The following is a 19,901-nucleotide window of genomic DNA, read 5'->3' on the forward strand; positions in this document are numbered from 1 at the left end:
GCCTTTGGACCGTTGACCCGGTCATACGACCAACTCTAGGATGCGGCGTACGTCACGCACCCTGGAGGCACTGTGAACGCCATCCGCACGCTGCTCTGTCTCGTCCTCATCGGCTTCGTGGCGTTCGCCCCGCCAGGCTGGTCGTCGCCGCCGGACCAGTGGTGGGAGCCGGCCGACCGGCCGGTGCCCGACTCCCGGGTCAACGTCACCGGCAAGCCGTTCACCGGCACCGATGCCAAGGGTGACGTTCGCGGCTTCGCCGACGTCCACAACCACCTGATGACCAACGAGGCGTTCGGGGGCGAGCTGGTTTGCGGCAAGCCGTTCTCCGACGCCGGGATCGCCGACGCGCTCGAGGACTGCGCCGCGCACTACCCCGACGGCTCCGGCGCGCTGCTGGAGAACCTCACCGGCGCGGAGCCGGACGGCAAGCACGACCCGGCGGGCTGGCCGACCTTCAAGGACTGGCCGTCGTACCGCACGATGTCGCACCAGCAGAACTACTACGCCTGGCTGGAGCGGTCGTGGCGAGCCGGGCAACGCGTCCTGGTCACCGACCTGACCAGCAACGGCGTGATCTGCTCGATCAACCCCAACCGCGACCGCGGCTGCGACGAGATGGAGTCGATCCGGCTGCAGGCGGAGAAGACCTACGACCTGCAGGACTTCGTCGACACGATGTACGGCGGCGAGGGCAAGGGCTGGTTCCGGATCGTCACCGATCCCGCACAGGCCCGGCAGGTCATCGAGGACGGCAAGCTCGCCGTGATCCTCGGCGTCGAGACCTCCGAGCCGTTCGGCTGCAAGCAGGTCCTCGACATCGCCCAGTGCAGCAAGGCCGGTATCGACCAGGGCCTCGACGAGCTGAAAGCCCTCGGCGTACGCAGTATGTTCCTGTGCCACAAGTTCGACAACGCGCTCTGCGGGGTGCGCTTCGACTCGGGCACGACCGGGACGATCATCAACGTCGGCCAGTTCCTGTCGACGGGCACCTTCTGGCAGACCGAGAAGTGCCGCGGGCCGCAGCACGACAACCCGATCGGCGACGCAGCCGTCCCCGAGATCGAGGAGAAGCTGCCCGCGGGCACCGAGGTGCCGACGTACGACGACGACGCCCAGTGCAACACCCGCGGCCTCTCCCGGCTCGGCGAGTACGCCATGCGCGGGATGATGCAGCGCGGCATGCTCGTCGAGCTCGACCACATGAGCGTGAAGGCCACCGGCCGCGCGCTCGACATCCTCGAGTCGGCCGACTACCCCGGTGTCATCTCCAGCCACAGCTGGGCCGACCTCGGCTGGGCCGAACGCGTCTATGGGCTCGGCGGCTTCATCGGTGAGTACATGTTCGGACCCGAGGAGTTCATCGGCGCCGCCGGGCGGACCGAGGCGCTGCGCACCGAGTACGACAAGGGCCTCGGTATCGGCAGCGACTTCAACGGCCTCGGCTCCCACCCCGCTCCCCTGGGTGCCGACGGCCCCAGCCCGGTGACCTATCCGTTCCGCAGTGTCGACGGCGGGTCGGTGATCGACAAGCAGGTCACCGGCGATCGGGTCTGGGACGTCAACACCGACGGCGGAGCCCACGTCGGCCTGGTCCCGGACTGGATCGAGCAGATCCGCCGCCTCGGCGGCACGGAGGCCGTCCAGGACCTGATGGGCGGAGCCCAGTCCTACCTCGACACGTGGGGTGCCGCATCCGGCTACACGCTGCCGGGCAACCTCGCGGCCGGGTCGCGCGCCACGGCGAGCTCGTCGGAGTGGAGCGCCTTCACCAGCTTCGCGCCGGGCCGCGCCATCGACGGCGACACCGGCACCCGCTGGGCCAGCGACTGGAGCGACGACCAGTGGCTCGCCCTCGACCTGCGCAGCGAACGGACCGTGGGCCGCGTGGTCGCCGACTGGGAGAGCGCCCATGCGGCGGCGTGGAAGGTCGAGGTCTCCTCGGACGGTACGACGTGGCGCACGGTGTGGTCGACCGACACCGGGAAGGGTGGGGTCGAGACAGCCACCTTCGAGCCGACCACCGCCCGCTACGTACGCATCCACGGCGTCAGCCGGGCCACCCGCTACGGCTACTCCCTGTGGGAGGTCGGCGTCTACAACCGCTGACCTGCCTGGGGCTGGTCCCGCCCGCCGGTCAGCGGCGGGCGGCGATCAACTCCTGGAACCAGCGGAACGAGTCCTTGGGAGTACGCCGCAGCGTGTCGTAGTCGACGTGCACGAGCCCGAAGCGCTCGGCGTACCCCTCCGCCCACTCGAAGTTGTCGAGCAGCGACCACGCGAAGTAGCCGCGTATGTCCACGCCCTCGGCGATGGCGTCGGCCACCGCCCGCAGGTGCGCGTCGTGGTAGTCGATCCGGCGCTGGTCGTGCACTCCTCCGTCGTCGGCGACGGTGTCGTGGAACGAGCAGCCGCTCTCGGTGACGTAGACCGGCGGCAGCGCGCCGGCGTACCGCTCCTGGAACTGGGTCAGGATCTCGGTGAGCCCGTCTGGGACGATCGCCCACCCGAAGTCGGTGGTGGGTACGCCGACGATCTGGCGCGGCTCGAACGGAAGCCCCTCCGGCATGATCGCGCCCTCGAGCGCCGGGCCCTGGTCGCCGCCGGATCCAGGGGCGCCGACCAGCACGGGCTGGTAGTAGTTGACGCCGTACCAGTCGAGCGGGGTCGAGATCACCTTGAGGTCCTCCGCCACAGGCCCCGGCATCATCGAGGTGATCAGCTCGTCGGGATACTCGCCGCGCAGGATCGGGTCAGAGAACAGCCAGTTGGTCAGCGTGCCGAACATCTCGGCGGCCTCGCGATCCTCGGCCGAGTCCGACGCCGGCCTCGCCGGCTGGTGGTTGGACGCGATGCCGATGTTGCTCGCTCCCGCCGCGCGCAGCGCGGAGACGGACAGGCCGTGGCCGAGCAGCAGGTGATGGGCCACCGGCAGCGCGTCGAAGCCGAGCGCCTGGCCGGGGGCGTGGGCGCCGAGCGCATGCCCGAACATGGTGACCACGACCGGCTCGTTCAGCGGCATCCACATCGAGACCCGGTCACCGAGGTGCTCGCCGACGATCGCGGCGTACTCGGCGAGGCGGAGCGAGGTGTCGCGATTGAGCCAGCCGCCGGCATCCTGCAGAGCCTGCGGCAGGTCCCAGTGGTAGAGCGTCGCGACCGGCTTGATGCCCGCCTCCAGCAGGCCGTCGACGAGCCGGTCGTAGAAGGCCAGCCCCTCGGCGTTGGCCGGCCCGGAGCCGGTCGGCTGGATCCGCGGCCAGGCGATCGAGAACCGGTAGGCATCCACGCCGAGGTCCTTCATCAGCGCGATGTCCTCGGGGTACCGGTGGTAGTGGTCGCACGCGACCGCACCGGTATCGCCGTTCTTGATCCGGCCCGGCTCTGCGCAGAACGTGTCCCAGATCGACGGCCCGCGGCCGCCCTCCTCGACGGCACCTTCGATCTGGTACGACGCGGTGGAGACTCCGTACACGAAGTCGGCGGGGAGCTGCAGGCTGGGCAGGTCAGGGTGGGTGGTCACGAGTTGTCTCCTATCGAACGGACTTGATCCGGTAGACCAGGACGGCCCCGGTCAGCGTCACACCGGCGGCGACGGCGTACAGGGTGGAGTAGCCGCCGAGCACGCTCACGACCGGCGCGGCCACGACGGGGGCGAGCACCTGCGGCAGCGAGTTGGCGATGTTGACGACGCCGAGGTCCTTGCCGCGGTCGATCGCCTCGGGGAGTACGTCGATCATCAGCGCGAGGTCGACCGAGGTGAACACGCCCATGCCGAGGCCGAGGACGGCCACGCCGATGATCGCGGCCGTCCAGGAGTGGAAGCCGGCCAGCGAGAGGGTGCCGGCAGCCATCACGACGCCCGCGACGGTCACGAAGATGCGGCGGCGGTCGAGCCGGTCCGACAGCCATCCGCCCGCGACGACCGTGACCAGCAGAGCGAGGGAGTTGACCGCCGAGAGCAGGAAGACGCCGGCTTCGGGGTTCTCGTGGTGCACCGCGTCGTCGAGGTAGAAGAGCAGGTAGACCAGCCCGATCGAGAACCCGAGGTTCATCAGGAAGCGGGTGAGCCACGCCCAGGCGAAGTCGGGGTGCAGACGAGGGCTGATCCAGAAGCCACGGAGGAACGTTCCCCACGAGAACGATGGCCGGTCGGCCGGGTCGAGGACCAGGTCGCGGCGCATCGCGACGTACGGCGCGCTCGCGATCACCAGGAAGACCGCACACGCGAGGTAGCCACCGACGATCCCGCCCGCAGCCGCCGCGAGCCCGGCGCCGACGACGGCGCCGACGGTCTGGGCGAGGCCCAGGAAGCCGCCGATGGTGCCGCGCTGCTGGTGCGGCGCGTGGTCGGGTACGGCGGCCGTGATCGCCGCGAAGTTCGCATTGAGGGCGATCTGGGCCAGGCACCAGCCGATGGTCACCACGACGAGGTTCGGCGCGAAGGCCAGCAGCACCAGGCTGGCCACGCCTCCACAGATGCCGAGGACCGTCCACGGCAGTCGACGGCCGTAGCGTGACGTGGTCCGGTCCGAGAGCGCGCCGAAGACCGGGTTGGCCACCGTCGAGCAGAGCGCGCCGATGCCGACGACCCAGGCGAGCGCGGCCTCCTTGTCGTCACCGGCGAACCGCTCCGCCTGCATCCCGAGCAGGGTCAGGATCGGGCCGAACCACGCGGTGAAGAGACCGACGTTGGCCAGCGAGATCGCGGCCACCCATGACTTGGGGGCCGGCTTGGCCGGCTCGTCCAGCGCCGAACGAGTGAGCTCAGAGCTGGTCACGTTGGCCGCCGATCAGCTGCTGATACCAGGAGTAGGAGTCCTTCGGCGTCCGCACCAGGGTGTCGTAGTCGACGTGCACGAGGCCGAAGCGCTGGGTGAAGCCGTGGGTCCACTCGAAGTTGTCGGTCGGCGACCAGACCCAGTAGCCACAGACGTCCGCGCCCTCCTCGATCGCCTGGTGCACGGCGCGCACATGCGCGTCGAGGTAGTCGATCCGGCCGTCGTCGTGGATCCTGCCGTCTGGACCGGGTTCCTCGGTGCCGGGCTGCTGCGAGGTGCCGTTCTCGGTGACGATCAGCGGCGGCAGGCTCTCGCCGTACCGCTCGGTCAGCGTCAGCAGGACCTCGCGCAGGCCGTCTGGGCTGATCTCACCGCCGAGCCCGGTCTTGGGCCCGTCGACCTCGATCGCCCGGAACGGCATCTCCGCCGGGATCTCGTGCTCCTGGATCAACGACGGCTCACCGGTCGGGGCGGCAACACGCTGCGGGCTGTAGTAGTTGACGCCGTAGAAGTCGAGCGGGGTCGAGATGACCTCGAGGTCTTCGGCGACCGGACCGGGCATCCCCTCGGCATACCCCTCAGGGTAGTGGCCGAGGAGGATCGGGTCGCCCCAGATCCAGTCGGTGAGGTCGGCGCTGAACGCAGCGGCGGCGAGGTCCTCCGGACTCTCAGAGGCGGGCCAGGTCGGTGCGTGCGGGTTGGCGGTCCCGACGCTGTGGCCGCCGGCCGCGCGGATCGCCTGGACGCTGAGCCCGTGGGCGAGCAGCTGGTGGTGGACGGTCGGCAGCGACTCGAAGAGCAGCTCCTGCCCGGGGGCGTAGCCACCGATCGCGTAGCCGAGCAACGAGAGCACCACCGGCTCGTTGAGCGGGATCCAGTACGCCGCGCGGTCGGCCAGCCGCTCGGCCACGACCGCGGCGTACTCACCGAAGCGGAGCGCGGTGTCACGGTTCATCCAGCCGCCGGCTTCCTCGATCGGCAGCGGGGTGTCCCAGTGGTAGAGCGTCGGCGCCGGCTTCAGACCGGCCGCCAGCATCTCGTCGACGACCCGGTCGTAGAAGTCCAGGCCCTTCGCGTTGACCTCGCCCGACCCGGTCGGCAGGATCCGCGGCCAGGCGATCGAGAATCGGTAGACGTCGGCTCCGAGGTCGCGTACCAGCTCGATGTCCTCGGGGTAGCGGTCGTAGAAGCCGGCGCTGGTCGCCGGCGTCGACCCGTCGGCGATCCGCCCGGGCTGCTCACAGAAGACGTCCCACGCGGACCGCCCCCGCCCGTCAGCGTCGAGCGCGCCCTCGGTCTGGTACGCCGAGGCGCCGACACCCCACTCGAAGCCAGCGGGGAATCGGGGCAGCGGCCGGGTCATGGCCCTGACGATAACTCGAATACCGAATGTCCGCTAGGTTTTCGTTCGGGCCACCTAGACTGCGAGCATGTCCAGCCGAGCCCGTGGTCCGTACGCCAAGTCCGCCGAGCAGCGGCGCCGGATCCTCGACGTGGCTCAGGACGTGTTCGGGCGCCGAGGCAGCCACGGAGCGTCGCTGCGTGAGATCGCGGACCTGGCCGGCATGAGCCAGGCCGGGGTGCTGCATCACTTCGGCTCCAAGACGGGCCTGCTGATGGCCGTGCTGGAGGAGCGTGACCAGGCCTCGCACCAGCAGGCGGACACCGGCGCCACCTGGGACGAGCAGGCCCAGGTGGCGCGGAGCATGTTCGAACGGGCCATCGCCGACCGCGGGCTGACCCAGCTGTTCACCACCGTCACCGCCGAGTCGATCGTCCCCAGCCACCCGGCCCACGACTTCACCGTCGCCCGCTACCGGCGTACCGTCGCCGAGTTCACCGCAGCGCTGACCGAGGCCGCACCAGCCGAGCTCGAGCCGGCCGCGGCACCCGCTACGGACCTGGAGGGCGTCGCGCGCCTGGTGATGGCGGCCATGGACGGCCTGCAGCTGCAGCACCTGCTCGACCCGGATGCGAACGTGCTCGGGGCCTTCGACATTCTGCTCGAGGCGCTACCTCTCCTCGCCCCGCGCTCACCCGGTTCGACGGACTGACCGACGTCCATCGGGGGCGAACCGGGATGCCATCAGCAACAGGACCGGGCTCAGCAGCAGCGGCAGCACGAACATCGCGCGGTGGCTGACCTGCTCGGCGACGGTGGCGATGGCGACGGCGGCCACGAGGTAGCCGACGTAGTTGGACACATTGACCCGGGCGACGGCCTGACCGCCACCGTCGGCGTCGAGGTGGCCGGCCGCGACGAACGACAACGGCGGGATCATCGCCAGGCCGGCGCCGAGCAGACCGAAGCCCACGATCGCGACCCACGCCGACGGCGCGGCGACGACCAGCGCCATCGAGACGATCGCGACGAGCCCGCTGATGCGCACGGTCCGCACCGGTCCGATGCGGCGTACGACCTTGTCACCGAACAACCGGGTGACCAGCAGCACCGCCTGGTACGCCGTGAACGCCAGGGCCGCCGCGCTCTGCGTCGACGACAGCCCGTCGACCAGGTAGATGCCACCCCAGGCCGAGATCGACGAGTCGAGGAACCACATCACGAAGGTGGGTACAGCGAGCAGCAGGACCGGCAGCCACGGCACCTGCGGTGCGTGCCGCGGGTGGTCACCGGCGTCGACATGGCCGTCGATGGGGTCGATCACCAGCAGGTCGCCCAGCAGCGCGGCGTTGAGCACGAGCCCGACCGCGCAGACGATCGCGAACGACAGCAGGAGCGACCAGCCCAGCTCCAGGGTCAGCGCCGCATAGCCGCCGCCGACGACCGCGCCGAGGCTCCACATGCCGTGGAAGCCGACCATGATGCTGCGGCCGTAGAGATCCTCGATGCCGACTCCCTGCATGTTCATGGCCGCATCGATCTGACCGACGAAGAGCCCGTACGCACACACCGCGATGACCAGGCCCGCGACGCTGTCGGGGAGCGAGACGAGCAGCGTCGCCACCGACGCGCCGACGAGCGCGATCCTGAGAACCCTGGCGCTGCCGAAGCGCGCAGCGGCGTACCCGGTGACGACGCTGCCGACGGCCGACGCGATCGCCACCCCGCCCAGCAGCAGGAGCACCTGGTAGTCGCTCAGGTCGTGCTCGGCCTTGATCGTGGGCAGCCGGGTGATCAGGGAGGCGAAGGTGAAGCCCTGGATCGCGAAGGCCGCGAAACAGGCCCGGCGGGCCGCACGTGGCGGCGCAGAGGTGACGGTCGTGGTCACAGGAACGTCTTCCCCTCTCCTCGGTAGGTCGGGACGGTGTCGACAACGCTGCCGCCGTCGACGAGCACCAGCTCGTCGACGTGCTCGCAGAGCTCGCCGGCCTTGGTGTGCCGGAACCACACCCGGTCACCGATCCCGAGGCGGGCAGCCGCAGCACCGGTCAGGGGCGTCTGCACCTCGCCCGCTCCCTCGGACGGCACCAGAGCGAGGCCGCGCGGCCACACCGGGATCGGGAGCCGGTCCTTGCCGGCGGCTCCGGAGGCGATCCAGCCACCGCCGAGAACCGTGGCGTGGCGCGGTGAGGGGCGGCGTACCACCGACAGCACGAAGTACGCCGCAGGTTGAGGATGGAAGCGGGTGTAGTGGTCGAACTGGTGCGGAGCGAACAGTCCCGATCCGGCAGCCACCTCGGTCACGGCGTCCTCGGCGACAGTCGTCTCGATGCTGCCGGTGCCACCGCCGTTGACGAACTCCAGCGGCGCCACGCGTCGCACAGCGGCCACGGCGACGGCCCGTCGTTCGGCCAGCTCGTCGACGGACCTCCGCTGCAGCGCACGGATGACGTGCTTGGACAGGCCCGGCTGGTTGTCGCCCATCCCCGCGATCTGGCCCTCGTAGGCCATCACGCCGACCAGCTCGCAGCGCGGGTGCGCCACGACGGCCCGGGCGAGCGCGGCCGCCTGCTCGGGCGCGTGCACGGGCGAGCGGCGGGCGCCGAGGTGCACTTGGCCGGAGGCCAGGCGGAGCGAGGCGTCGAGCTCGATGCAGATCCGGATCCGCGGACCGCTGGCGCCGGCCGCGGCGGCGATCAGCTCCAGATGCTCGACGCTGTCGATCATCAGCGTCACCCGAGAGGCCAGCAGCTCGTCGTCGGCGAGCCGCCGGATGGCGACCGTGTCGGCGGTCGGGTAGCCGACCACGACGTCCTCGACCTCACGCGCGAGCCAGAGCGCCTCGGGCAGGGTGTAGGCGAGCACACCCCGGAAGCCCGGCATCGCCAGCGTGCTCCGCATCAGGGCACGGCAGCGGACGGACTTGCTCGCGACGCGGATCGGCTTGCCGCCGGCCCGGCGAACCAGGTCGGCTGCGTTGGTGCGCAGCGCGGCGACGTCCACCACGGCATACGGCGTAGGGAGGTCGGCGGTCGCGGCTTCGAGGTCGTCGAAGGAGGCACGTGCGCGCGTCGGGACGGTGAGATCCAGCATTCACCGAGCATGGACCGACCGCCGAATTAGGTCAAGTGTCCAAGACTATTGACCTTTGATGTGACCTGGGTCATCCTGAGGCCCGACTGCCCACAGAAGGGACCCATCCATGAGCACTCGATGGCGCAACTGGGCCGGTACCGAAGAGGTGACCCCGGCGCGCGTGGCCACGCCCGCGACGACCGATGAGGTCGCGGCCGCCGTGACGGCTGCCGTCGCCGACGGCCTGACGGTGCGCGCGATCGGATCCGGGCACTCCTTCACCGGCGCGGCCGTCGCGCCCGGGCTGCAGCTCCGGCCGGACCGGCTGGACGGCGTACTCGCCGTCGACGCGGACTCGGGCCTGGTCACCGTCGGGGCCGGACTCCCGCTGCACCGGCTCAACCCGATGCTCGCCCAGCACGGGCTGGCGATGGAGATCCTCGGCGACATCGACCGGCAGACGGTCGCCGGCGCGGTCTCGACCGGCACCCACGGCAGCGGCGAGCGGTTCCGGAGCATCTCCAACCAGATCCGCGCGCTCGAGCTGGTGCTCGCCGACGGCTCGGTCGTGACGTGCTCACGCGATGAGCGGCCGGAGCTCTTCGAGGCCGCACGGGTGTCGATCGGATCCCTCGGCGTGATCACCAAGGTGACGCTCCAGTGCGTGCCGCTCTACGCGCTGCGTGCGGTCGACGCGCCGATGCCGCTCGACGAGACGCTCGACGGGCTCGACGAGCTGGTCACGGGCAACGACCACTTCGAGTTCTTCTGGTTCCCGCACGCCACCACCGCACTGACACGCCGTTTCGAGCGGCTTCCGGGCGGCGTCGAGCTCAACCCGATGAGCGCGCTCGCCAGGACGATCGACGACAAGATCGTCACCAACATCGGCTTCGAGGCGCTGCTGCGCCTCGGCACCCGATTCCCTGACCTGGTGCCCGGGATCACCCGGTTCGTGACCCGTGCGGTGTCGTCCCGGGACTTCACCGACCTGGCCCCGAATGTGTTCGCGTCCCACCGCGACGTACGTTTCCGCGAGGGTGAGTACGCCGTCCCGCGGGCCGCGATCGTAGACGTGCTCCGCGAGCTCCGGCAGTGGGTCGACTCCCATGACGAGAAGGTGTCGTTCCCGCTCGAGGTCCGATTCGTGAAGAGCGACGACATCTGGCTCTCGCCGGCGTACGACCGCGACGTCGCCTATGTCGCCTTCCACCAGTACCACCGGATGCCCCACGGGCGCTGGTTCTCCGTCTGCGAGGACATCCTCGGCGCTGCCGAGGGGCGTCCGCACTGGGGCAAGATGCACCGGCTCACCGCGGCCGACCTCGCCGAGCGATACCCGCGGTTCGGAGACTTCACCGCGCTACGCGACGACCTTGACCCGACCGGCGTCTTCGCCAACCCGTACGTCGACCGGGTCCTCGGCCTCACCAAGCACCAAGCGTCGCCGGCTCGTCACTGACCTTCGGCGACGATCAGGTCCTCCAAGTTGCGCATCGACTGCTGGAACGCCTTCCGCAGCCCGGGCTGGGTGACCTTGTCGATCACCGCCCCGAGCGGGCCGAGGCCGACGCGGTAGCGGACGGCGTACGTCATCTCGGTGCCGGCGCCCTCGACGCCGTCGACGGCGACCGGCCGGAACCGGAAGACGTTGGTCATCTCGTGGAGCGGGGCGAAGCCCTCGCCGGTGTCGATGCGGGTCGTCAGCGGTTCGATCTCCCTGACCGTCCAGGTCGACCGCGTGGACAGCGGTCCGATGGTGCGGTTGCGTTCGGCGTAGGTGCGGCCGACCTCGGCCTCGCCGTGATGGTCGGTCACCTCGAAGACCCCGTCCACCCACTCGGCGTACCGGTTCGTCGCCGACACCACCTGCCAGACCCGCTCCACAGGGACGGCCAGTACAGCGGTCTCGCTCAGCTCGGTCATGCTCATCTCTCAGTTCCTTCCAGTACGTCGATCACGGCAGCCGCGGCGTCGCGGCCGGAGCGGACGGCGCCGTCCATGTAGCCGTTCCAGTAGTCGGCGTGCTCCGCGCCGGCCCAGTGGACGAGCCCGAAGGGCCGGTCCCGCCAGGCGCCGAGGGCGGTGAGTACGCCGGGGGCCAGGACCGAGGTCGGCCCGCCCCGGGTCCACTCCTCGCTCGACCAGTCCTGCTCGAAGTAGTCGCGCGGGCGCAGCGCCTCCCGGCCGACCGCCCGCGCGAAAGTACGCAGCACGGCGGCCCGGCGCTCGCGGGGCGGCCGGTGGGCCAGCGCCCGCCAGGCACGGCCACCGAGGAACCCCATCAGCACACCGGGTCCGCCGCTCGGCGGGGTGTTGTCGAACATCGAGCAGATCGCCGAGTCGGGCGAGCGGAACGTGGCCTGTCCGGACAGCCCATCCTCGCGCCAGAACGGCTCGTCGTACACCGCCTCGCACTTCATCAGGTTGCCCATCGGCATCCGGTCGAAGAGAGCCGCCTGCGGCGCCGGCAGCAACGGCGACCACGAGATCTTGCCGGCGAGCGGGGGCGGGACGGCGACGATCGCGTGCCCGGCCTGCCACACCCCCGCGTCGGTACGCAGCTTCACGGTGCGGCCGTTCTGCTCGATAGCGCGCACCGGGGCGTCCAGCACCACCCGGTCGCCGAGCTGTTCGGCCATCGCCAGCGAGACCCCCTGCGACCCGCCGACGAAGCGATCCTGCTGGGCTCCGCCCTCCACACCGATCCCACGGGCGATCGAGCCGGGGTGGTCCTCATCGCCCATGCCGGCGACGTAGTGGAGGCTGAAGAGAGCCGAGGCATCCGCCGCGGTGCCGCCGTAGGCCGAGCCGAAGAAGATGTTGACCAGGTCGACGCCGGCGGCGCTGACCGTGGTGTCGCGGATCCACGAGTCGAAGGTGACCGCGTCCAGCCGTGCGGCGTTGCGTGCCTGCCACGGTGCGCCCAACGGGATCCGCCGGGCGAGCCGGTCGATACGGGCCATCGTCACCGCGACGTCCGCCAGGGCCGTCGGGTCCGGGGGTACGTCGCCGGCGTAGCGCTTGGCGCGGCCGCCGCGGACGTAGACCGCCTCACCCTCGGTGTACGCCGGGAAGGTCTTGACGTCCAGCTCGGCGGCCAGCCCGAGGATGTGGTTCTGGGTCGGTCCGACGAACTGCCCGCCGGCCTCCACGACCTGACCGTCGCCGAGGTCGTGGTTGAGGGTGCGACCGCCCACCCGGTCGCGCGCCTCGAGCACGACGACGCTGCGGCCTGCGGCCACCAGGGCACGAGCAGCGGTCAGCCCGGCCAGGCCGGCGCCGACGATCGCCACGTCGACCCGCGCTGCGCGCGGCACTCCTCAGACCTCCTTGAGCGCCGCGTCGGCGGCGAAGCTCTCGACCGAGGCGAGATCGAAGCTGCCGAAGTCGGACCCGAGGCCGCCGGCGACCTGAGCGGCGGTCGCGCAGCCCAGCTTGGCCGCATCGGCGGGCGTCCGGCCCAGCGCGAGACCCCGGATGTAGCCCGCCGAGAACGCGTCGCCGCAGCCGGTGGTGTCGACCACCTCGATGTCGTACGCCGGCACCCGAACGGTCTCGTCCGCAGTCACCACGACCGCGCCCTGGGCGCCGGCGGTCACGGCCACGCAGCCGGCGCCGGCCTCGACCAGCGTGCGGCAGGCCGCCTCCAGATCGGCGGCACCGGTCCAGCCGAGCGCCTGCTCGTCGTTGACCAGCAGGTGGTCGACATAGGGGAACGCGGCCGCGATCCACTCGAACATGCCGGGGTCGCTGGGCGCGAGGGAGTCGAGCGAGGTGGTCACGCCGTTGTCGCGCGCGTGGGCGAGGATCTTCGCCGCCGCGTCGCCGCCCATGAACTCCGGGCCGCCGAGGTGCAGGTGGTCGGCCGCGGCGATCACGTCCAGCGGCGCGTCGTCGGCACCGTAGGCGCCGTTGGCCCCGATCACGTGGAACGCCGGCCGCGACCCGTCGGGACGGATCGGGAGCACGCTCGCGGAGGTCTGGTGGTCCTCGCGGCGTACCAGATGCTCGGTGTCCACGCCGTCGCGCTGCAGCAGCGAGAGCAGTTGGTCGCCCACCGCGTCGGTCCCGATGGCGCCCGCGCTGACCACGGTCGCGCCGAGCTTGGCGAGCACCAGCGCGGTGCCACCGGCGGGGCCGGCCGCGGTGACCCGGATCTCGTCGACCAGCTGACCGTCCTGTCCTTCGGGGATCGACTCGACGTGGCGTACCAGCGTGTCGAGCACGTGTGCGCCGAGGGTGACGACGGTGGGGGAAGTGGTCACGAGTTCTCCTGTGATGAGGGTCGGGTGGTGCCGTAGCTGCGGGTCAGGGCGGCGTGGATCACCGCGGCCTGTTGGTCTTCGTCGAGGACGCGCGGGGTGCCGATGGCGGCGGCTCGCCAGTAGACGGTGCAGCCCCACTCCAGGAGCAGGGCCAGCTCGACGGCCTTGGCCAGGTCGGCCGCCTGGGTGATCGCGCCGTGGTTGGCCATGAGCGCGCCGCCCCGGCCCTCGAGCGCCTCGATGACCAGCTCGGCGAGCTCCGGCGTGCCGAAGGTCGCGTACGGGGCCACGCGGACCGTGCCGCCGAGCGCCAGCAGGCCGTAGTGGACACACGGCAGCTCGGTCAGGACGCATGACAGCGCGGTGGCCATCGGCGCGTGGGTGTGAACGACCGCGCCCGTCTCGCGGCGGCGGTAGAGCCCGAGGTGCAGGTCGACCTCGGAGGTCGGCGCGAGCTCACCCGCGACGACCTGCCCGTCGAGGTCGAGGACGGTCACCTGATCTGCGGTCATCGTGGCGAACGACGCCCCGGTCGCGGTGATCGCGACCAGGTCACCGGAGCGCACGCTGACGTTGCCCGCCGTACCGATGACGAGCCCCTCGGCCGCCAACGCCCGGCAGGCATCGGCGACCGCCTCTCGCTCCGGCGTCATCGCGTCCCTACCGGAGCGTCGTCGGTCGGGAGCACGGCGTCCGGGTGCTCGCGGAGCCAGCGCTGCTGTTCGCGGTCGCCCCGCGCGTTTTCCGGCCGCGTCTTCGGCGCGGTCGTCCCGGCGACCGGCTGCTCGCCGAGCGTATCGAGCACGATCTTGCTGATGGCCCGCATCCCGGCTGCGTTCGGGTGGTACGCGACCCCCGCGAGCAGGTCCGTCGACTGGCCGCGCACCCAGGCCGCGTCGCCGGCGCACGCGTCGTGACCAAGAGCGGGCCCATAGGTGTCGACGTAGGTCGCGCCGTTGCGGGTTGCCGCGCGCTTCATGACCGCGTTGAGCTTGCGGTTGAGGGAGTCGGCCCAGGCGTAGTCGCCATCGGCGAACGGGACCACGTCCGGGCAGTAGCCGGTCGGCGGCAGCAGTCGCGGGTAGCCGACGAGGACGACCTTCGCGCCGGGTGCGCGCTCCTTGATCAGGGCCACCGAGCGCCCCAGGTTGCGGCCGGTGTTGTCGAGCGCGGCCGAGAGCGTGTCGACCCCGCCGACCGTGTAGTGGTCCCGGCACGGCGTACCCGTGGGGTTCTGGTCACGGAAGTCGCCGCAGCCGATGAGCGAGCCGAAGACGCCGTAGTCGTTGCCACCCATCCCGAGCGTGACCAGGTCGGTGTCGAGGGTGACGGCGTCGAGCTGAGGCGACTGGTTCGCCAGGTTGAGCTCCGGCGTGGGCGTCGGCTGCGGCAGGGTGAGGTTGCTCGTGTCCGCCGACGAGCAGCTGACGTCGTGGAACGCACCCGGCTCGTAGTAGATCCCGAGATCGGTGGCCAGCCACGCCGGATAGTTGTTGTTGGAGCGGAAGCACCAGGTGCTGTTCCACGGGATCAGCGGGCCGGCGGTGTAGGAGTCACCCAGGGCGACGTACTTCTGGTACGCCGGTGCGGCGCTCGGGGTGCGTGCCGGATCGGCGACGGCGGGCGCCGCGGTGGCACCGAGCACGACGCCCACGGTCAGAGTCGCTGCGATGACGCTCCGCAGTCGGGGTGTGACGGTCATCGGAGCTCCTCAGCTGCCTGCGACGGGATAGTGGTCGGAGTAGTCGGTGTAGGTCGTCCCGGCGTGTTCCCAGGGCGGCGACGTGGGCGTGAGCACCGTGTTGGTCCACACCCGCGGACGTACGTGACCGCGGCGATGCAGCACGTAGTCGAGGTGCTCCTGCCCGCCCGTGGCCAGCGGGTTCGTCGTCGGGTCCCAGCTGAACGGGTGTCCTGCGTAGGAGGTCGGGGCGACGGTGTCGGTGGCCGCGAGCAGGTCGGCGTACTCGGGCGAGGCCCTGTCGACGTTGAGGTCGCCGGCCACGATGACCTGTTCGTCGGACGGGATCGCCAGGCCGTCCAGGAACTCGTCGATCGTCGCGAACTGCTCGGCGCGTACGGCGGCCCCGCGACCGAAGCAGAGCGGGTCCTCCGCCTGGACGTGGGTGCCGACGACGTGCACAGGAGTGCCGTCGACATCCAGCTGCACGTAGACGAAGCCCTTGTTCGACAGCGCGTCGGCGCCGCAGCCGCCGCTGTAGACGTACTGGATCCTGTGGGTGATCGGCCACTTGCTCAGGATCGTCACGCCGCCGTCCTCGGGGGTCAGCCAGGAGTACGCGCCGAGGGTCTCGTCCCAGCCCGACCTCGAGCGCCCGAGCACCGGCGTCTGGTGGGGATACTGCGGTGCGAGCCGGCTCTTGAGGGTCTCCGAGGGGCCGTTGTCGAAGGCCTCGTCGAAGACCACCACGTCATAGCCCTTCACGTAGTCGGCCTTCGCGATCAGCTCGGCCCGGGTGGCGTTGGCCTTGCCGCCGATGATCGACGGCAGCATCTGCACGTTGTGCGTGAGTACTCGTACGCGTGGCGTGGCAACCGCCCCGTCGGGTGCGGCCGTGGCGGTCCCCGGGAGCGCAAGCCCCGTCGCCGCCAGCAGAGCGACACCCACCACCCGACCCGCGACCCGGCTCACGAGCTGACCCCAAAGACGGGCGAGGTGCCGGTGAACGACGAGACCGTCCCGAGCAGGTTGCGCGCATCGCCGAAGTAGCGGATGCGGTAGCTGCCCGACGCGGTGCCAGGTGGGACTTCCCACGTGATCGTCACCTTGGAGGCCGCGATGCCGTCGCGCGCCCAGCGGAACTTCGTCGACCAGTCGCCGTCGTCGGCGACCCGCTGCCAGGTCGTACCCACCTTGCGCTCGACGGCCAGGTAGCTGCCGCCGAGATGGAGGTTGTTGTTGGGGTGCGCACCGGCGAAGACCACGCTGACCTGCTGCCCGGGGCGGTAGATCGAGCCCGGCGCGGTCAGCACGTCGCCGAACCTGCGGCCGATCTGCGGCGCATCGACGAGCACGGCGCCACTGGGCGACGGCAGCTGCCAGGCGCTGCGGTCGGCCTCCTTCTCCCCCTGCGGTACGTCGACGCCGGCGCGCATCGCCGTGCCGAGATCGGAGGCCACCTGCATGAACGCCGGCAGCTCATAGCGACCGAACAGGGTGCTCGCGCCCTCGTACTCCTTGGAGTCGTACTCCTCCGGCGTCGTCAGGTAGTGCCCGTAGGCGTTGGCGTAGCCCTGGACCAGGACGTTCTCGAGATCGGTGCCGACGGCCTCGGCGACCGCCCGTCGGATCCGCAGACCCGACACAACGGTGACCTCCGCCGGCATCCCGACCATGTAGAAGTCGCCGATCTTCATCAGCTGCACCGGCAGCTTCTGCTGCACCAGGTCGAGGTCGCCGACGGGGAGCAGCACCTCCTTCGGCGCCTGGCAGGCCTTCAGCTCGGGCGACGCGGTGTAGAGCGCGCCGGCGATCAGCTCGACCAGCGGGTTGCCGCCGTCCTTGCCCTCCTTGAAGATCGGCAGTCCGCCACCGCCGTCCTCGGTGCTGCCGGCGGCGAAGGAGGCGCCGAGCGCAGCCGAGCAGGTGTTGTGCGGCTTGCCGTCGGGGGTGAACTCCGGGCGTACGGCGACCTCGGAGAAGTCGACGTACACGATGCGCGAGTCGATGCCGCCCTCTAGCGACCGCTTGTCGGACTCGAGTCCCTCGCGGGCCGCGTCGACCATCCGGGTGCCGATGATGCGGGTGTTCTCGAACTCGTCCGTGGTCGGGCCGTCGGTCGGCTGCAGGTTGAGGTTGGGCGACATGTCGCCGGCGTTGGACTGCGCGAACGACGCCACGAAGTCCGGGGCGGTGTCCTCGATGTAGTCGACGCCGCGCACCTGCCGCTCCCAGACGTACTCCGCGTAGCCCTTGTTGTCGGGGCTGATCAGCGTGTTGTCGGTCGACATGCTCGTGGCGTGGACGGGAAACCAGTTGATGATCCCGTCGAGACTGGTCGACCCGTCAGGGGCCTTGCGGCGTACCTGAAGAGTGGTGCTGCGGGTATCGGTGCCGCTGGGGAAGTACGCCCTGTCGGCCTCCGGGTTGCGGTCGAACGCCTGCTTGGAGCGGTTGACGTTGGCGTTGGTGAGCTGGCTGGTCGACAGACTGAGGTCGGCGGGCGCGAGGTCGGCGTCGGCGCGTCCGATCGAGGACACGATGCCGTCGACGACCGCTCGGAAGGTCTTCTCGTGATAGCCGAGCGTCGTGAGGTTGTAGAGGTTGTGGTGCGAGAACCCACCTGGCCCGGCGTGGGTGTGGGTCGCGGTGAGCATGACGTTGCGCTCGGAGTAGAGGTCGCCGTACCGCTGCTGAAGTTTCATGAGCACCGCGTCGCGCAGCCCCTGGAAGATCATCCCGATGTCGGCCACGACGTGGACCACGCGCTCACCGCTCGCCGCGTCGGCGATCACGAAGGCGCGGGCGCGCTGACGCATGTGGATGCCGGTGGTGCTCTGCGCGAGGTCGGCGTACCCCATCATGCCGTTCTCCCCCGGCTCGCCGGTGACGTCGGCGATCCCACGGCCGACGAGGTACGGCGACTCGGGCGCGGCACTCGCAATGTTCATGGCCGGTCCGGGCGAGGGCCCGAACAAGAGTCCGGTGGCGACGACTGAGGCGACGAGCAGACGGACACACATCGTGGTTGAACGCTTGTGGCGCATTCGATCGGATCCTCTCGAGGAGTTCCACCCGGCCCTCCCGTGGCCCGGCAGTGTGATGAGGATTACCTTTTTCACTCGTTCGGTCAATCGTCCTGGTCACATGACCCACATACTGGGACCACAACAAATTCGGAGCGGAGTTCGGCATCACGAGGTGCAACTTCGTACGTCTCATCGGCGTCTCGTTTAGTGGAACGCAATGTTCCGGTAAAACGTGACGCGCGTAACTTTGACGTGAGACGGTTCGTTTGAACGTTGCATGAGGGAGCACGACCTCCGTACGATTTCAGTGCGGTGATCACCAGGGGAGATTCGATGTCCGCTTCGCGCTACAGCCGCCTTCAGAAGGCGACCGCGCTCGTTCCGCTCGCGCTACTGAGCGCGGCCTGGACGGTCAACGTCACCGGTCTGACGCAGTCGAGTGCCACCGCATCAGGGACCAGATACGACGACGCGTTCAGCCTGCCCGACGGGACATCGGTCCCGGCCGAGGCGATCGAGGCGCCGGCCAGCGTGTCGGCCTCGACCAACGAGGGCGACAAGTCGCTGCCCGGGACGGCCAGCGCCGCCGGGATCCCGTCCGCCGCGCTCGCCGCCTATCAGCGTGCGGCCACCGTCATCAACGCCGCGGACGCCGCCTGCAAGATCGACTGGCCGCTGATCGCCGCGATCGGGCGGGTCGAGTCCAACCACGGACGCGCCAACGACAACCGTCTCAGCGCCGAGGGCGTCTCCACGCCCGGCATCTACGGAGTGCCTCTCAACGGCAAGGGCAACGTCTCCCAGATCACCGACACCGACGGTGGACAGTACGACGGCGACACCAGCTACGACCGCGCGGTCGGCCCGATGCAGTTCATCCCCTCCACGTGGGCGATGGTCGGTGTGGACGCCGACGGCGACGGCAAGCGCAACCCCCAGGACATCAACGACGCCGCCCTCGCCTCCGCCGTCTACCTCTGCTCCGGCAACGACGACCTCTCCACCGACCAGGGCGCGCGAGCAGCGGTCTTCCGCTACAACCACAGCCAGTCGTACGTCACGACCGTGCTCGGTGTCGCCGAGGCCTACCGCTCCGGTGACTTCACCTCGATCCCGAACAGCACGGTCCCGGTCGACTACGCGATCCCGCGGATGGAGGCTCCCAAGTCTTCGAAGCAGAAGGACCGCGAGCTCCGGGCGGGCGGCCAGCAGGCCGGCCCGCGCGGCGGTTCCTCGCAGGCTCCCTCCGGCCCCTCCAGCGAGGCTCCTTCAGGGGAGACTCCCGGCGGGAGCACCGGTGGTGGCACCGGCGGCGGTGACGACGGCGGCGGCACCACCACCGACCCGGGGAAGGCGCTCGAGCCGGTGACCCAGCCGGTCGAGAAGGTGGTCGCGACCGTCGCCGAGCTGACCACGATCTGCACCAACGCTGTCATCGACCAGGTCGGCTCCGTCCTCGCCCGCACCGTCCCGCAGAGCACGATCACCGACTGCGTGGCGCAACTGCAGGGGAAGACCCTGAACGAGGCGACCGGCGCTGTCGGCGGCATCCTGACTGGCCTGCTGAAGCTGCTCGGGCTCGTCAAGTAGTCCCACGCCATACGCGTAGGGCCCCGCCATCTGGCGGGGCCCTTCGCGTTCGTGAGCGGTGGCCGCGGGCCGCCGCACGTGTAACACGTCGTTCGTAGGACTATACCGGGGTTGTATAAAGGGGGTGAGTGAAAA

General features: G+C 70.3%; 16 protein-coding genes. 4 read left to right on the forward strand and 12 right to left on the reverse strand.

Going from position 1 to position 19,901, the window contains the following annotated elements:
• Positions 1 to 72: 72 nt before the first annotated feature.
• Positions 73 to 2,109 (forward strand): discoidin domain-containing protein, encoded by a 2,037-nt coding sequence (locus tag ABZU72_RS20765; RefSeq protein ID WP_355020705.1) that lies wholly within the window; start codon positions 73 to 75, stop codon positions 2,107 to 2,109.
• Between the two features lie 28 nt (positions 2,110 to 2,137).
• On the opposite strand, the gene ABZU72_RS20770 is transcribed toward ABZU72_RS20765, so the two are convergent.
• From ABZU72_RS20770 to ABZU72_RS20780, 3 genes are read right to left on the reverse strand one after another with little or no spacing between them, the layout of a single operon-like run.
• Positions 2,138 to 3,523, reverse strand: coding sequence for a GH1 family beta-glucosidase (locus ABZU72_RS20770; RefSeq protein WP_355020706.1), 1,386 nt, complete (start codon positions 3,521 to 3,523; stop codon positions 2,138 to 2,140).
• Positions 3,524 to 3,533: 10 nt separating this feature from the next.
• A complete protein-coding gene (locus ABZU72_RS20775; protein WP_355020707.1) occupies positions 3,534 to 4,781 on the reverse strand; it encodes an MFS transporter in 1,248 nt (415 codons plus the stop codon).
• The gene (locus ABZU72_RS20780; RefSeq protein ID WP_355020708.1) at positions 4,768 to 6,144 is read right to left on the reverse strand and encodes a GH1 family beta-glucosidase; all 1,377 of its coding nucleotides are present in this window, start codon (positions 6,142 to 6,144) and stop codon (positions 4,768 to 4,770) included. Before ABZU72_RS20780 ends, ABZU72_RS20775 begins: the two co-directional genes overlap by 14 nt.
• Before the next feature lie 67 nt (positions 6,145 to 6,211).
• Here ABZU72_RS20780 and ABZU72_RS20785 point away from each other — a divergent pair, with 67 nt between their 5' ends.
• Positions 6,212 to 6,835, forward strand: a complete 624-nt coding sequence (locus ABZU72_RS20785) for a helix-turn-helix domain-containing protein (protein WP_355020709.1) — start codon at positions 6,212 to 6,214, stop codon at positions 6,833 to 6,835.
• On the opposite strand, the gene ABZU72_RS20790 is transcribed toward ABZU72_RS20785, so the two are convergent.
• Positions 6,815 to 8,011 (reverse strand): MFS transporter, encoded by a 1,197-nt coding sequence (locus tag ABZU72_RS20790; protein ID WP_355020710.1) that lies wholly within the window; start codon positions 8,009 to 8,011, stop codon positions 6,815 to 6,817. The two genes, ABZU72_RS20785 and ABZU72_RS20790, sit on opposite strands and share 21 nt — an antisense overlap.
• On the reverse strand, positions 8,008 to 9,216 hold the full coding sequence (locus ABZU72_RS20795) for an amino acid deaminase/aldolase (protein ID WP_355020711.1): 1,209 nt from the start codon (positions 9,214 to 9,216) through the stop codon (positions 8,008 to 8,010). Before ABZU72_RS20795 ends, ABZU72_RS20790 begins: the two co-directional genes overlap by 4 nt.
• 109 nt (positions 9,217 to 9,325) lie before the next feature.
• Here ABZU72_RS20795 and ABZU72_RS20800 point away from each other — a divergent pair, with 109 nt between their 5' ends.
• Entirely contained in the window at positions 9,326 to 10,660 is a 1,335-nt protein-coding gene (locus tag ABZU72_RS20800) for a D-arabinono-1,4-lactone oxidase (protein ID WP_355020712.1), read from the forward strand.
• Here ABZU72_RS20800 and ABZU72_RS20805 read toward each other — a convergent pair.
• The 7 genes from ABZU72_RS20805 to ABZU72_RS20835 are packed head-to-tail and all read right to left on the reverse strand — an operon-like array spanning position 10,654 to position 18,098.
• Entirely contained in the window at positions 10,654 to 11,130 is a 477-nt protein-coding gene (locus ABZU72_RS20805; RefSeq protein ID WP_355020713.1) for an SRPBCC family protein, read from the reverse strand. The genes ABZU72_RS20800 and ABZU72_RS20805 overlap by 7 nt on opposite strands.
• Positions 11,127 to 12,518 carry an FAD-dependent oxidoreductase gene (locus tag ABZU72_RS20810; protein WP_355020714.1) on the reverse strand — a complete coding sequence of 464 codons (1,392 nt, stop codon included), beginning with the start codon at positions 12,516 to 12,518 and terminating at the stop codon, positions 11,127 to 11,129. The genes ABZU72_RS20805 and ABZU72_RS20810 overlap by 4 nt, the downstream gene beginning before the upstream one ends.
• Positions 12,519 to 12,521: 3 nt before the next feature.
• On the reverse strand, positions 12,522 to 13,466 hold the full coding sequence (locus ABZU72_RS20815) for a sugar kinase (protein ID WP_355020715.1): 945 nt from the start codon (positions 13,464 to 13,466) through the stop codon (positions 12,522 to 12,524).
• Positions 13,463 to 14,119 carry a class II aldolase/adducin family protein gene (locus ABZU72_RS20820; RefSeq protein ID WP_355020716.1) on the reverse strand — a complete coding sequence of 219 codons (657 nt, stop codon included), beginning with the start codon at positions 14,117 to 14,119 and terminating at the stop codon, positions 13,463 to 13,465. Before ABZU72_RS20820 ends, ABZU72_RS20815 begins: the two co-directional genes overlap by 4 nt.
• On the reverse strand, positions 14,116 to 15,168 hold the full coding sequence (locus ABZU72_RS20825; protein WP_355020717.1) for an SGNH/GDSL hydrolase family protein: 1,053 nt from the start codon (positions 15,166 to 15,168) through the stop codon (positions 14,116 to 14,118). The genes ABZU72_RS20820 and ABZU72_RS20825 overlap by 4 nt, the downstream gene beginning before the upstream one ends.
• A 9-nt stretch (positions 15,169 to 15,177) precedes the next feature.
• Entirely contained in the window at positions 15,178 to 16,119 is a 942-nt protein-coding gene (gene sph, locus ABZU72_RS20830) for a sphingomyelin phosphodiesterase (protein ID WP_355020718.1), read from the reverse strand.
• A complete protein-coding gene (locus ABZU72_RS20835) occupies positions 16,116 to 18,098 on the reverse strand; it encodes a neutral/alkaline ceramidase (RefSeq protein WP_355020719.1) in 1,983 nt (660 codons plus the stop codon). Before ABZU72_RS20835 ends, sph begins: the two co-directional genes overlap by 4 nt.
• A gap of 411 nt (positions 18,099 to 18,509) precedes the next feature.
• On the opposite strand from ABZU72_RS20835, the gene ABZU72_RS20840 reads away from it, so the two are divergent.
• A complete protein-coding gene (locus ABZU72_RS20840; protein ID WP_355020720.1) occupies positions 18,510 to 19,766 on the forward strand; it encodes a lytic murein transglycosylase in 1,257 nt (418 codons plus the stop codon).
• The last annotated feature ends 135 nt before the right edge of the window (positions 19,767 to 19,901 follow it).

Origin of the sequence: Nocardioides sp. NPDC004968 (assembly GCF_040608935.1) — a bacterium.
Lineage (GTDB): Bacteria > Actinomycetota > Actinomycetes > Propionibacteriales > Nocardioidaceae > Nocardioides.

Coding starts and splice junctions, on each gene's coding strand:
- ABZU72_RS20785 (WP_355020709.1), top strand. CDS start 6,212: ATGTCCAGCCGAGCCCGTGGTCCGTACGCCAAGTCCGCCGAGCAGCGG.
- ABZU72_RS20820 (WP_355020716.1), bottom strand. CDS start 14,119: ATGACGCCGGAGCGAGAGGCGGTCGCCGATGCCTGCCGGGCGTTGGCG.
- ABZU72_RS20825 (WP_355020717.1), bottom strand. CDS start 15,168: ATGACCGTCACACCCCGACTGCGGAGCGTCATCGCAGCGACTCTGACC.
- ABZU72_RS20795 (WP_355020711.1), bottom strand. CDS start 9,216: ATGCTGGATCTCACCGTCCCGACGCGCGCACGTGCCTCCTTCGACGAC.
- ABZU72_RS20835 (WP_355020719.1), bottom strand. CDS start 18,098: ATGAACATTGCGAGTGCCGCGCCCGAGTCGCCGTACCTCGTCGGCCGT.
- ABZU72_RS20780 (WP_355020708.1), bottom strand. CDS start 6,144: ATGACCCGGCCGCTGCCCCGATTCCCCGCTGGCTTCGAGTGGGGTGTC.
- ABZU72_RS20805 (WP_355020713.1), bottom strand. CDS start 11,130: ATGAGCATGACCGAGCTGAGCGAGACCGCTGTACTGGCCGTCCCTGTG.
- ABZU72_RS20800 (WP_355020712.1), top strand. CDS start 9,326: ATGAGCACTCGATGGCGCAACTGGGCCGGTACCGAAGAGGTGACCCCG.
- ABZU72_RS20840 (WP_355020720.1), top strand. CDS start 18,510: ATGTCCGCTTCGCGCTACAGCCGCCTTCAGAAGGCGACCGCGCTCGTT.